General features: G+C 37.3%; 12 protein-coding genes. 2 read left to right on the top strand and 10 right to left on the bottom strand.

All coding sequences use genetic code 11. From position 1 onward, the window contains the following. Positions 1 to 3: 3 nt before the first annotated feature. Both PSH41_RS08975 and wecA read right to left on the bottom strand, forming a co-directional pair. On the bottom strand, positions 4 to 393 hold the full coding sequence (locus PSH41_RS08975) for a DVU3141 family protein (protein WP_126005781.1): 390 nt from the start codon (positions 391 to 393) through the stop codon (positions 4 to 6). A gap of 47 nt (positions 394 to 440) precedes the next feature. After that, positions 441 to 1,478 carry a UDP-N-acetylglucosamine--undecaprenyl-phosphate N-acetylglucosaminephosphotransferase gene (wecA, locus tag PSH41_RS08970; protein WP_064386160.1) on the bottom strand — a complete coding sequence of 346 codons (1,038 nt, stop codon included), beginning with the start codon at positions 1,476 to 1,478 and terminating at the stop codon, positions 441 to 443. 324 nt (positions 1,479 to 1,802) lie between these two features. Between wecA and PSH41_RS08965 the strand changes: the two genes are divergently transcribed. Then, the gene (locus PSH41_RS08965; RefSeq protein WP_273588852.1) at positions 1,803 to 3,182 is read left to right on the top strand and encodes an MBL fold metallo-hydrolase RNA specificity domain-containing protein; all 1,380 of its coding nucleotides are present in this window, start codon (positions 1,803 to 1,805) and stop codon (positions 3,180 to 3,182) included. 434 nt (positions 3,183 to 3,616) lie between these two features. Then, entirely contained in the window at positions 3,617 to 4,069 is a 453-nt protein-coding gene (locus tag PSH41_RS08960; RefSeq protein ID WP_126005775.1) for an REP-associated tyrosine transposase, read from the top strand. A 450-nt stretch (positions 4,070 to 4,519) separates the two neighbouring features. On the opposite strand, the gene PSH41_RS08955 is transcribed toward PSH41_RS08960, so the two are convergent. From PSH41_RS08955 to PSH41_RS08920, 8 genes are all read right to left on the bottom strand, one after another. Beyond that, entirely contained in the window at positions 4,520 to 5,524 is a 1,005-nt protein-coding gene (locus tag PSH41_RS08955) for an NAD-dependent epimerase (protein WP_273588851.1), read from the bottom strand. A gap of 31 nt (positions 5,525 to 5,555) precedes the next feature. After that, complete coding sequence (locus tag PSH41_RS08950) at positions 5,556 to 7,490, bottom strand: polysaccharide biosynthesis protein (RefSeq protein ID WP_273588850.1); 1,935 nt, start codon at positions 7,488 to 7,490, stop codon at positions 5,556 to 5,558. 162 nt (positions 7,491 to 7,652) lie between these two features. Then, the gene (locus PSH41_RS08945; RefSeq protein ID WP_064386164.1) at positions 7,653 to 8,201 is read right to left on the bottom strand and encodes a sugar transferase; all 549 of its coding nucleotides are present in this window, start codon (positions 8,199 to 8,201) and stop codon (positions 7,653 to 7,655) included. A 12-nt stretch (positions 8,202 to 8,213) separates the two neighbouring features. Next, on the bottom strand, positions 8,214 to 9,131 hold the full coding sequence (locus PSH41_RS08940; RefSeq protein ID WP_273588849.1) for a UDP-glucose 4-epimerase family protein: 918 nt from the start codon (positions 9,129 to 9,131) through the stop codon (positions 8,214 to 8,216). After that, positions 9,128 to 10,264 carry a glycosyltransferase family 4 protein gene (locus PSH41_RS08935; protein ID WP_273588848.1) on the bottom strand — a complete coding sequence of 379 codons (1,137 nt, stop codon included), beginning with the start codon at positions 10,262 to 10,264 and terminating at the stop codon, positions 9,128 to 9,130. Before PSH41_RS08935 ends, PSH41_RS08940 begins: the two co-directional genes overlap by 4 nt. A 79-nt stretch (positions 10,265 to 10,343) precedes the next feature. Then, entirely contained in the window at positions 10,344 to 11,435 is a 1,092-nt protein-coding gene (locus PSH41_RS08930) for a glycosyltransferase (RefSeq protein ID WP_273588847.1), read from the bottom strand. 27 nt (positions 11,436 to 11,462) lie between these two features. Then, positions 11,463 to 12,482 carry an EpsG family protein gene (locus PSH41_RS08925; protein WP_064386171.1) on the bottom strand — a complete coding sequence of 340 codons (1,020 nt, stop codon included), beginning with the start codon at positions 12,480 to 12,482 and terminating at the stop codon, positions 11,463 to 11,465. Position 12,483: 1 nt separating this feature from the next. Beyond that, positions 12,484 to 13,554 carry a glycosyltransferase family 4 protein gene (locus PSH41_RS08920; protein WP_273588846.1) on the bottom strand — a complete coding sequence of 357 codons (1,071 nt, stop codon included), beginning with the start codon at positions 13,552 to 13,554 and terminating at the stop codon, positions 12,484 to 12,486. Between the last annotated feature and the right edge of the window lie 17 nt (positions 13,555 to 13,571).

Genomic DNA, 13,571 nt, shown 5'->3' with positions numbered 1-13,571 from the left:
GGCTCAGGCTCCAAAACTTATAGTGTTATTTTTGTTTTTAATGACTTGTGGTGCCATTACCCACTGATCAGTTTGGCTGTTTTTACACATGGCTTGGCGAGTTTGAGCAGAGCTTTGCCCTTGCTGATTTAAAAATAACTCGCGGCATTGTTCGCCCAGTGCAGAGGTGTATTTTTTTCCTAGGGTAAACTCAATATTTTTATAGCTACCTTGGTAACCAACAGGTTTACTTTGAATTAGTTGTGTAAATGCTAATGGAATTACATTTTGATTAGTGTGTACTACAGGCTCGTTTATAAGTGCGCGGGTAGCATGAAGAACCGGAGGAGATGATGTACAACCAAGTAAAAATAAAATTGGCATTAGTGACGTAAGAGCTAAGTTTATTTTCATAATTTTTTTAGTCTGCTTTTATATAACACGTAAATATTCCTTTAATATTACTGGCTTTTAGCGCTAATTTTTTTCCATTCATGCTCTGTAAATGCAGCATAACTAAAAAATAAAACTAGAAAGACCAATAACATAAGCCATTCTGCTATTGAGTAAACCTCGGCTATGCAGCCTACCATTGCTAGTATACTTGCAGCAATTGAAATAACAATAAGTGCTTGCTTGGTACTATACCCCTTTACTTCTAAAAGGTGATGTAGGTGTTGCCTATCGGCTAAAAACGGGGATTTTTTTGCTTTAACCCTTCTAATTATAACGGCTGCCATATCAATTAATGGTACTGCTATTATGTAAAGGGCCGTAACTGGCTTTAATGCGGGTGTACTTAATTGCGTGCCAATGACCATAAGCCAAATAAGCGTTAAACCAATAAGCATGTTACCTGAGTCGCCCATAAATATTTTTGACACTGAGCTGTGTAGTTTTAAATTAAAGATTAAGTAGCCTAATAATGAGGCAATAAACAGCACGGGCAACAAGTACCATGCATTAGTTACTCTACTTAATAAAAAACCCAACGCTGTAAAAGCAATTAAACTAAGCAAACCGGCTAGTCCGTCCATCCCGTCAATCATATTTATTGCGTTGATCCCTGCAATTATGGCTATAACGGTTACAGCTATGCCCAGCACACCTAACTTAAGCTCTATATTACCTAATAAAAAACCTAGGCTTGTTAGGTATATTTCGGTGCCAAATATAATTAGTGATGCAACCAGCACTTGCGCGACTAAGCGCACTCTAACAGATAGCCTATAACGGTCATCAAGCGCACCCAAAAATAGCACTAATGCTGAGGCAACTAGGTATAAATTAAGGTTTCTACTGTGGTCGATAAATAAAACAGAGGCGATTAAAACTGATAGGTAAATGGCTATGCCGCCTACAAGGGGGATATTTCCGTCGTGTACTTTGCGATCACACGGAAAGTCGACTAATCCTGTTTTTATTGCTATTGGATTTATTACTTTTATTGCTACAAGCGAAACAATAAATGTAATAACCAACGGGAACCAAAAGTCCATTAATTACCTCTTGAATAAAGGTTATGGTTTTCACTCATAGATACTACTTCACTTATTAACTACATAAAAAGGCTAAACAATTTATAGACCATAAACTATGTAAAGTCATTTTAAGCATGCGTTTAGGCAGATTTATTTATAATTTAATTTGTTTTTACTGCTTAAACCACTGGTAGTTTAAGAGCTAATTAGCTCATACAATAATGTTTACAGGAGTTAAGTTACCATTTTATGACTTTAGCAACAACAAACCGCTAAGTACTTTATAGCCAGCCATTTTAGTTCTACATTATTAATATGAGATTAACAAAATAATGAACCACTATGAAAATACTTCACCACGGAGCGGTAAATGGCGTGACTGGCTCGTGCCACGAATTAGTTATTAATAGTATAAACAGCGTGCTAATAGATTGCGGGCTTTTTCAGGGAGAAGACGCAAAAGATGATTTATCAATAGAGTTTGATATTGCGCACATTAGCGCGCTTATTGTTACCCATTGCCACATTGACCACGTGGGGCGCATTCCTTATTTATTAGCAGCCGGTTTTAAGGGACCCATTTATACTACGCCTGCCTCGGCTAGCTTACTGCCACTAGTGATTGAAGATGCGTTAAAGGTAGGTGTTACTCGCGATATAAAAATTATAAATGCCTGCCTAAGCTTGCTAAATAAGCAGATAGTAGCGGTTAATTTTAATACTTGGTTTGAGCTGCCTTGCGCCAACCAGCAAATAGCTAAAGCGCGGTTTCAGCGTGCTGGGCATATATTAGGTTCAGCCTATGTAGAAATAGATGTTGGCATTAATACAAAGAATAATAAAAGCCATAGAGTTGTGTTTTCGGGCGATTTAGGGGCGCCCTACACGCCGCTATTACCAGCTCCAAAACCTCCTTATAAGGCCGACACATTAGTTATAGAGTCAACCTACGGTAATAAAAATCATCAAGGCCGAAAAGAGCGCACCCAAACACTAAAAAATGTAATTGAACGCGCAGTAGCAGATAACGGCGTAGTGTTAGTGCCGGCATTTAGTATTGGCCGCACACAAGAGCTACTTTACGAGCTAGAACAGCTAATACATCAATCAACTAAAGGATCGCCTTGGCGAAGTATTCATGTAATTTTAGACTCCCCCATGGCTGCCAATTTTACCGAGCAATATATTAAGTTTAAACACTTATGGGATGCAGAGGCTAAGCGCAAAGTAGCCAAAGGCCGCCACCCTCTAGACTTTGAAAACCTAACTACGGTAGATACTCATAGTGAGCATATCGCTATTATTAATTATTTAGCCTCGCGCCAAACACCTGCCATTATTTTAGCTGCCAGCGGAATGTGCAGTGGCGGGCGAATAGTTAATTACCTTGAGCGCTTTTTACCTGACAAAACAACCGATGTATTATTTGTTGGCTACCAAGGCCGCGGCACGTTGGGGCGCGATATACAAAAATATGGCCCCCGCAATGGGTATGTTTTTATAAACGATACACGTATTACAATTAACGCACAGGTGCACACCATTAGCGGTTACAGCGCGCATGCCGATCAAAATGGATTAGTTAAATTTGTAACCGGCATGCGTAAAAAGCCAAGCCATATAAAAATTGTGCACGGTGATGAAGATGCAAAGCGGGCATTAGCAAGTAAGTATAAAGAGGTGTTGGAGGAAGGTGTTAAAATTGAGATAGGTAAGGGGTAAATACAGAGCTTATTCAAAAAATATGTGTAAATACCTGCGTAGGCGTGAGACTTGCTCACGCAATTGGGTAAATATGTAAAAGCGTTGCTTTTAGTGCGCCAGCAAGCAAGACGCCTACAACCCAATATACACCGAGTATAAGAACCCATGTAGGCGTGAAGCTTGCTCACGCAATTTGATAAATACGTAAAAGCTTCGCTTTAAATGCGCCAGCAAACAAGACGCCTACAACGCAATATACACCGAGCTTAAGAGTCCACGTAGGCGTGAAGCTTGCTAACGTAATTTGGTAAATACGTAAAAGCGTTGCTTTTAATGCGCCAGCAAGCAAGACGCCTACGTGGAGTTAAACCTTTATATTAGTGGTGGGTTTAGGATTTTGTTGTAGGCGTGAAGCTTGCTCACGCGAAAAGTACTTTAAAAGGAATAAAACTATGGCTAACACACATAAACGATTAAAAGGTAGACGCCCTACCATTAATGCTTTTTACTCCATAACTTTATGTTGCGACTTCCGTAAGCCATTATTTGCTAATTATTTAAATGCACGGTTGATAGCTAGAGAGCTTACAGTGTTTTCCAAAAGTAATTCTCTTAATACTATTTGCTTTGTAATTATGCCTGATCATATACATTGGCTTTTACAACTAAATCGTAGCCCAGAACTATCAAGCCTAGTTAGAAAGTTTAAGAACATTACAACTTATAGATTTAATAAATATAACGGTACAGACGGAAAGATATGGCAATCAAATTATTATGACCACAAAATAAGAGATGATGAAGATTTAATAGCTCAAGCTAGATATATAGTAGCAAACCCTTTACGTGCGGGATTAGTAAACAACATAAGCAAATATCCGTATTGGGATTGTGTTTATTTGTAAAAGCGTTGCTTTTAGTGCGCCAGCAAGCAAGGCGCCTACGTGGAGTTAAACCTTAACATTAAAGTTGGTTTAGGGTTTTATTGTAGGCGTGAAGCTTGCTCACGCAATTGGGTAAATACGTAAAAGCGTTGCTTTTAGTGCGCCAGCAAGCAAGACGCCTACGTGGAGTTAAACCTTAACATTAAAGTTGGTTTAGGATTTTATTGTAGGCGTGAGACTTGCTCACGCAATTGGGTAAATACGTAAAAGCGTTGCTTTTAGTGCGCCAGCAAGCAAGACGCCTACAACTCAATATACACCGAGTATAAAGTCCACGTGGGCGTGAAGCTTGCTCACGCAATTTGATAAATATGTAAAAGCGTTGATTCAATGCGCCAGCAAGTAATGCGCCTACGTGGAGTTAAACCTTTATATTAGTGGTGAGTTTAGGCTTGCTTTTGCGGTGATATTTTACGAGTAGAAGGTTTTATACCATTTGGCTAATTCGCTTACGCCTTCTTTAACACCTACCTTTGCTTTGTAGCCAGTGGCCGCAAACAGGTCTTGTGTATCTGCAAAGGTTTTATAAACGTCGCCAGCTTGCATTTCACGGAAGTTCTTTTTAGCTTCAATACCTAATTCGCTTTCTATAGCTTCTATGAATTTCATTAGATTAATAGGGCTGCCATGGCCTATATTATAAACGGCATACGGAGCAGAGCTTGAAGCTGGTGAGCCTGTTTCTACTCTCCAATCTGGGTTTGCTTTAGGTATAACATCAGCCGCGTGTACTACTCCTTCTACAATATCGTCTATGTAGGTAAAGTCACGCCACATATCGCCATTATTATTTATATCGATAGTTTCGTTATTTAAGATTTTTTTAGTAAATATGTATGGAGCCATATCTGGGCGACCCCAAGGTCCATAAACTGTAAAAAAGCGTAACCCTGTAGTCGGTAAGCTATATAAATGTGAATAGCTATGTGCCATTAATTCGTTGGCTTTTTTAGTAGCAGCATAAAACGACACAGGATGATCAACACTGTCTGTTGTTTCAAATGGTGTTTTTTCGTTTAGCCCGTATACAGAACTAGATGATGCGTAAACAAGGTGCTTAACTTTATTATTTCTGCACCCTTCTAGCACGTTTAAGTGCCCAACTAGGTTTGAGTCGGCGTATGCGTCTGGATTCTCAATTGAGTAACGAACGCCAGCCTGTGCAGCTAAGTGTATTACCTTATCGAATTGCTCAGTTTTAAACAGTTCACTCATAAGCGCACGTTCGCTAATATCAAGTTTTATAAACTTAAAGCTGCTGTGATCTTTAAATAAATCTAAGCGCGCTAATTTTAAATTTACGTCGTAATAGTCGTTTAAATTATCAATACCAATAACTTCGTGCCCGGCTGTTAATAACTTTTGACATGTTGCTGCACCAATAAACCCAGCAGCTCCTGTAACTAAATATTTCATGGAATTCCTAATCTTTTAATTTTGGACTTACTCAAAAGCGACTAACTTTAGGTAAAACAGTAACATTAGTTTGGCTATTTTGTTTTTCTTCCCAGTTAAGGTCGCATATTCCGTCAGTAGGAGAAAACGCTGTAGGTGCCTGTAAAAGCAGTTTACGGATTAGTGGGTGATCAGAGTCGTCACAAGCTATTTTCAGCTTCCCTAAGAGCGGCTCAAGCTCATCCCATGGCATTTTTATTTCTTGTGCACTTAAAATCCTTGGGTGGTCTGTCCCAATAACATTATCGCCAATAAGCAGCTCTTCAAAAAGTTTTTCGCCTGGGCGCAAACCTGTACATTTTATTTCTATGTCGCCATTTGGGCGTTTTTCGTGCTTAACTTCAAGCCCCGATAAGTGAACCATTTTAGTTGCTAGGTCTTTAATTTTAACTGGCTCACCCATATCGAGCACAAATACATCGCTACCTACACCCATAGCACCAGCTTGAATAACAAGCTGCGCTGCCTCTGGTATTGTCATAAAGTAACGAGTAATGTCTTGGTGAGTTAAAGTAATTGGGCCACCCGCTTTTATTTGCTTTCTAAATAATGGAACAACAGAACCCGACGATCCCAGTACATTACCAAAGCGAACCATTGTAAAACGCGTTGTATCTTGAACTTCAGACAAACCTTGTAGCACTAGTTCAGCCATGCGCTTCGTTGTTCCCATAATATTTGTAGGTCTTACGGCTTTATCGGTTGATATTAAAACAAACGTGTCTACTTTGGCGTTTATTGCCGCCGTGGCTACATTGTAAGTACCGTAAATATTATTGCGAACACCTTCTACTACGTTGTGCTCTACCAATGGTACATGCTTATATGCAGCTGCATGGTAAACAGTTTGCACATTAAAGGTAGAGAACGTTGATTCAACCAGTTTTTTATTTTGTATTGAGCCTAATATAGGCAGTACTTCTATGCTTAAGTTATTTACAGTACAGTACTCTGATAGCTCTTTTTCAATTGCATATAACGCAAACTCAGAAAGTTCAAAAAGTACTATTTTTGTAGGGTTATTTTTAACTATTTGCCTGCACAACTCAGAGCCGATTGAGCCACCCGCCCCTGTTACCATTACCACTTTATTAGCTATATTTTCAGACATTAGATCTTGACGAGGCATAACTGAATCTCGTCCTAGTAGGTCATCAATTTCGACATCTTTAACTTCATCTAAGTTAGTTGTGCCCGAAACAATATCTGCCATACCAGGTATTGTCATAACTTGAAGCTTAAACTTTTCAATTGCGTTTAATATTTCTTTACGGCGACTTCTTGAAACACTAGGTAATGCGAGTAAAATTTTATTAGCACATTTTTGTTTTGCTATTTCGGCTATTTGTGAAGGAGCATGCACACATACACCTTGTATTAGTGATAAATGCTTTTTAGGATCATCATCAATAAAGGCAACTGGTGAGTACTCTGGGCCATTAGCTAAGGCAGTTGCAAGTTGGCGGCCAGCTGACCCCGCGCCATATATTATAACCCCTTCTTTACGGCGCATTGTTATTTGCCCAACAACTGCACGAACGGTAAGCCTAGCTCCGCCTACAAATAAAATACAAAAACTTGCGTATATAAAGGGCACTGTACGTGGTACAGGGGCACTTAAAAAGAAAGATAAAACGGTTAAGTAAACGGTAGAAAGTACAACCCCTGCTATAATGGCCCACATAGCTTGGGTGTTCATATAACGAAGTACTGCCCTGTATAAGCCAAGCTTTACAAAGCTAAGTAAGCTTAACGGTAGTACTGTTGCCAGCAGTATCCATGTGTGTGTATTTTTTAAAACTGCGGTGCTGTCAAGCCTAAGTAAAAAGGCAAGCCAAAAAGCAACGATAATAAAAATGCTATCTACAACAAGTGATACAACTCTTTTTTGGGGGCGAGGCAAGTTAACTAAGAATTTTAAAAACACAATACATTTCCCTGAAGCTAGCAGCGGTACTGCTATTATATTGGTTACAATTTTACTACAAGATGAACAACTATTGCACTTAATAGTTAAAGACTATATGCAAAAGATTATATAGTCTTTATGTATTTGGTTACTTTTTGTAAATTTGTGTATGTAATTTAGCTATTTTACTCTATCGCCACTGCCACTTCCTGTGACGGTTTGTAGTATATAAGTAAAGTAGTTTTTTAAATTAAGTGTGGTAATCATTCTTGCATCGGTTTCAGCTAGCAGCTGTGGAGTAGACATATCTATTTCGTTTACTTGCGCTAAGCCAGTAATCCCAGGGCGTACAGTGTATATATTTTTCGCTTCGCGTGCTTGGGTAAGCTCTTCTTGATTAAATAACCCGGGGCGTGGGCCAACTAAGCTCATTTCACCTTTTAGTACGTTCCAAAGTTGTGGCAACTCATCTAATTTTGTTTTCCGTAAAAAGCCACCAAATGGCGTAATAGATGCTGTACTTGCTAAGTGGCTAGCTACGGAGGCTGTATCTACTGTCATTGTTCTAAATTTAACTAAAGTAAACGGTTTTTTATTACGACCAACGCGCTCTTGCATAAATAAAGGTGAGCCGGTATCAAATAGGCCAATGATATATAAAATAATTAAGAATGGCATAGTAAGTATTAAACCTACTAGTGAAAATAAAATGTCGAGTGTACGAATCATTAATTAACCTATTTAATTTTTTGCAGATAATTTAAAGCTATCTTCAACTGAATATGGAGGTGTCCATTTTAAGGTATCTTTTGTATGCGTAATATCTACTTGCAAAGAGCCTATTAAACGGTCAACTACGTGTTTTTTGCCTAATATAGAGCCCGCAATTGAAAATAACGTTGTTGGTACTGGAAGTGCTACGTTTGACTTGCCCTGTACCTTAGCCATTAATTGTACCATTTCGGCAGTGGAAAGGTCATGATCATCACTTACTAAAAATACTTTATTAGCCGCATTTGGGTGCTCAACACATACTTTAATTAGATCAACTAAATTATATACAGATACTAAGCTTCTCTTATTTTTATTTATTGATCTAAAAGGTAGAGGAAAACCTTTGTTTACTAACCTCATTAAAGATGCAAAGTTAGCCTTTACGCCTTCGCCATATACTAACGGTGGCCTTATTATTACTATTTCCATACCTGTTTGTTGACCTAAAGCTTGCAGTTGTTGCTCGGCCTCCGCTTTAGAAACTCCATATGGGTCTTCTGGGGAGCATTCTTGTTCGTTAAAAGGCTTACGACCAGTTGTACTTTCGCCATTTACTTTAATAGTACTTATAAATATAAAGCGTTTAACACCAGCTTGGGCAGCTTGAGTCGCTAAGTTTAAAGTCCCTTTTGTATTTACAGCTCTAAACTCATCAATTGGGTTTTCAGAGTTATCGTTCATTATGTGGACGCGAGCGGCGCAGTGGATAAGCACTTTAGCTCCACTTAAATCTAATTTTTGAACTGCGTTACTAAGGTCAAAATACTGATGTTTGTAGTTGCCAGATATCGGTTTTCTCCCGAGCAATAAGTGCTGCTTTTCGCTATTTATTTTTTTTAGTAGCTCTGTACCGACAAAGCCACTATAACCAGTAACAGCGATCATAGTTTATTATCCACCAATGCTTTATATATTTTGATGTGATTATCCACGACAGCTTTAACATCAAACTCTTTTTCTGCAAATGCTCGGGCTTTAACGCCCATTTCTTTACGTTGCTCTGGGTTATTGATTAGTTGAATAAAAGCATCCGCAAGTGATTGTCCATCCATAGGAGGAACAGCTAGCCCTGTTACATTATTAATTATGGCATCACTACATCCAGGGTTTGTAGTTGTTACAATGGCCCTACCGCACGCTGCTGCTTCAATAAGTACTTTAGGGACGCCTTCACCATAAAAAGAAGGTAAACTTACAATGTTTACATCTGAGAAAATTGCAGGAATGTCATTACGATGTCCTAAGTAATCAATTACTCCGTCATTAACCCACTTGTCAATTTCAGCTTGTTTTATTGTATTTGGATTTTCTAAGTCGGGTGTTCCAATAAGCAAAAACTGTGTATTTGGGAGCTGTGCCTTAACTATTTTGGCAGCTTCAATATATTGATATACACCTTTTTCACGTAGTAAACGACATGCCATTGCTACTTTAATGTGTGGGCGGTTTATTTCAGGGATGTGATTATAAACAGATAAGTCGGCTCCAGAGCCTTTAATAAGTATTTTATCGTTAGCTGCAAGTTTAGCTACATCTGTTAGTATTTTTTCATCTGATCTATTTTGAAAGATAACCGTTTTATTTTTATGAGCTAGCGCAACTTTATACACCATTGATGCTATAAATTTAGTTAGCTTTGCCCTAAACGTACTAGCAGTAAATACATAGCCTAAGCCAGATATAGCAGCTACAAACGGTATTTTTTGTTTAATAGTTTTTAATACTAACCCTGTATATAAAACAGGCTTTATTGTTACAGCATGAATAACCGATGGCTGCTCTTGCTTAATTAAGTTACGAATGGCTTTGAGTGTTTTAAACTCATTACCTACGCTGCCACCACTTCTACTAAATGGTAGTTCTGCAACATTAAAACCCATATTTATAAGCTCTTGCTTATGCTCTGTAAAATGACAAGCTATGGTAACATCATACCCTTGCTTGAGAGCTTCTTGTGCAATTGGTAAACGGTGTGAAACAAAAAACCAATCAACATTAATTATAAAAAGTAATTTCAAATTTCGGACCCTTAGGAAACTGTATTTTTAGTATTTATATAAAAATTACAGCCTTTTAAATTAGGTTAAAATAATAAGTCTAAACTTTAGGAGAGTTATATAGGCGTTCGTAAGACTCAACATTTTTTATTAGCGAATAATTATTAATAATGTGCGACCGTGACAAGGAACCTATTTTCGCAGATTCATCTGAGCTTAAATTCATAGAACTATTCATGGCATTACTTAATGATACAGGATCCTTAGGTTTTACAAGTACCCCATAAGGTGATACAACTTGAGCAACTCCCCCACAATCTGTAGCAACAACGAGTCTTTCACATGCCATAGCTTCAGCCACAACTAAACCAAAGCCTTCCCAAGCGGAAGATAGTACGAATAGATCAGCAGCTGACATGAGGGTAGGTATATCATTGCGTATACCTAATAACTGCACATGATCTGCGAGGTTAAGTTCTTCTATCATATTTATCAAGTAGCTTTTTAAAGGCCCATCTCCAACTATAAATAATTTAAAATCCGTTCGTTGTTTTTTAAGTAATTTAATAGCATTTAATAGGTTTGGATAGTCTTTGGCTTCTGTGAGCCTACCGACAGCTAATAATATTTTTTTGTGATTTATATTAAGCTCATTCCTAATTTTGGAACGGCTTTCATCATTGAAACAAAACTTTTCAGTGTTAATTCCGTTTGGAATTGAAAGCATTCGACCTTTTTTAACTCCACCTCTTCGAATTGACTCGTTTACGGCATCTTCACTTACATTTGTTGATATGTTAGCTAATTTATCGGTTATTCGATAAGCAAACATTCGAACTTTTCCACCTTCATTATTGCTATGCGAAGTACTTATTATTTTTTTTACTTTAAGTGAAAGCCTTAGACATCTAGTTAAAATATTTGCGTGTACCATATGACTATGAATAACATCAGGTTTGAAACGCTTAACAATAGACCTTAATCTAAAATAAGAACTGACAAAGCTTTTAGCGCCCATCATATTTAACGGGATAACTTCTATGTTACTACTTTTCGGCAAAACTAGAGCTGAACCAGTTAAATAAACTATCTTGACCTCATAACCTTTTTTAAATAATTCATCGGCCATATTAACAACAACGTGCTCAGCACCGCCCATGCCTAAACCGGTTATAACCAGTAATATTTTCATACACACCTAATTTTTCTCAATATACTGTTATAAAAAAACACTAAAATAGCTAACACCTAACTTAGTTAAACTTTCACTATTTATTGCATTCCCCCATAAATAAACATTTATTAATAAAAATATAAATGATGAAAAATAGTCTTTAGCGTTCGTGCTTAAAACTATATAAACATAATAAAAAAGCAGGAAAACACTAATTAGACGACCAGATATTGGGATTGTAAAATAAAAAATTAAATATACCAAAACCCCTAACAATCCAATTTTTCCATAAGGTGTTCTACAAACGTTATTTAGCCCTCTAAGATAAAGAAAAAAAAGTAAAAAGCTAAAAAGAACAAACCCTCCCCCACCATTAGTATTATTAACTAAGTGAGAGGCCCCAGCTTGTCGAACACCCAGTGAGCTCGCTACAGCCAACATAAAAAAAGATAAAGCAAATAAAGTTAAGCTAAGAAATAACAGCCTTAATTTTACGTTTTTGATAAACGTTGTTAATACATGCTCGTAAAATAAAACAAAAAACACAATCGCAAAACTTATATGGAAAAAAAGTAGAAGGAAGCATAAAGGAAAGAAAGGCTTTTTCCCCCAGTATAGATGTACAATCCAAAGTAGTAGAACTGTTGCGACACCCTGCCTCAGTACAACAAGTTGCAGGTGAAATGTAAATGAGACAAAAAATAGTAGCGAAAAACCTAAAACTACTAGTAAGTAGTTACGTGCATTTTTCAATATAAAATAAGCAATCGAAAATGATATAAAAAAAACACTAACTCTGGGTACCGTTTCCGGGGAAAAAAATAAACTTAAAACTTTATTATATAATAAAAAAAGGGGCTCATTAAATAGAAGTGTAATAGCATTATATTGCTTAAAAATAATTGCAAAGTTACTTGCATAAACAACATAGTTCTCCCTATCTCTAAAAAGCTCATTTGGTAAAGAAGCTAAAAGCAAGCCATAAATTAACGCAGCTAAAAAATAAAAAGCTGTTTTAGGCATAACTACAGGCGGGTTATATTTATTTATACTTGTGCTCATCATTTTAAAGCTCTTCTAATAGCTTTTTCCAATGTTCTATAATTGTATCTGGCTGGTATTTTTGAGCTTTTTCTTTACTCATTATTGAAATACTTTCACGCTTTTGTTTATCATTCATTAACTCTAATAATGCTAAAGCAAGTGAATGCGTGTCGTAGGGTTTTACGAGTATTCCACCGGTATTCTCTAGCACTTCCTCTGGCCCAGTATCACAGTCAAAGCTAACTACTGGTAAACCGAAAGAAAGAGTTTCAAGAAGCACCATTGGGAAGCCTTCAAACCTAGAACTCAAACAATAAATACCGGCATCGTCATAGTATTTTTGAATATTATTTGTTTTACCAACAAGCTCTACACTAGTGGATATATTGTTAGCTGAAATAAAAGTAGCAAGCTGCTTTTTATCGTCTCCATCACCTACAATTTGCAATTTCCAATCAGGCGCTAGCTTGATTACCTCAACCCAAGCCGACAGCAGAAGATCGAATCCTTTTTGAGGGGCTAAGCGCCCTACACTTAAAACTGTTTTTGATTCACTTTTATATTCAGACTCTTGCACAACAAAGGGACATGGGTTTGCTATAGCTGTAACTTGAGATTTATGCTTTGTATTAGCTAGCCAATACCTTTTGTCTCTTTCTGTCAAGGTGACAATACTATCGCTATAGCGAGCAGCAAGCTGACGCGCAACTCTTCGACTCGCCCTACCTAAATCACTTTTAAAATTAAAATGCTCCCAACATACGTGCTTTACAGGTAAACCTAATACTGAAGGCAATGTAAACAGGGTAAGCATAGATTCAATAGCAATTACGACGTCTATATCATTATCTTTTAAAATTTTTCTTAGTCGATAAATGATTAATGGTGCACGGAGAAATGATCGCCCTGTAGATTTAAAGAGTGATAATGTTTTAATATTATCGCTTAGAGGAAAAAAGGGGTTTTCTCCCCCCATAAGGCTGGCAAAAAAAACGTCATAGCCTGACTCTGAAAGCTGATTAGCTATAATAGAACCAACTCTTTCTGTTCCACCCGTGTTATTTAAATTACTACATAAAAAAAGTACTTTCATGAAACTCTCTGAAAAAT

Source organism: Pseudoalteromonas sp. CST2 (genome assembly GCF_028599385.1).
Lineage (GTDB): Bacteria > Pseudomonadota > Gammaproteobacteria > Enterobacterales > Alteromonadaceae > Pseudoalteromonas > Pseudoalteromonas atlantica.
The sequence above is the reverse complement of the archived record's forward strand: the minus strand, read 5'-3'. Positions and strand labels throughout refer to the sequence as shown.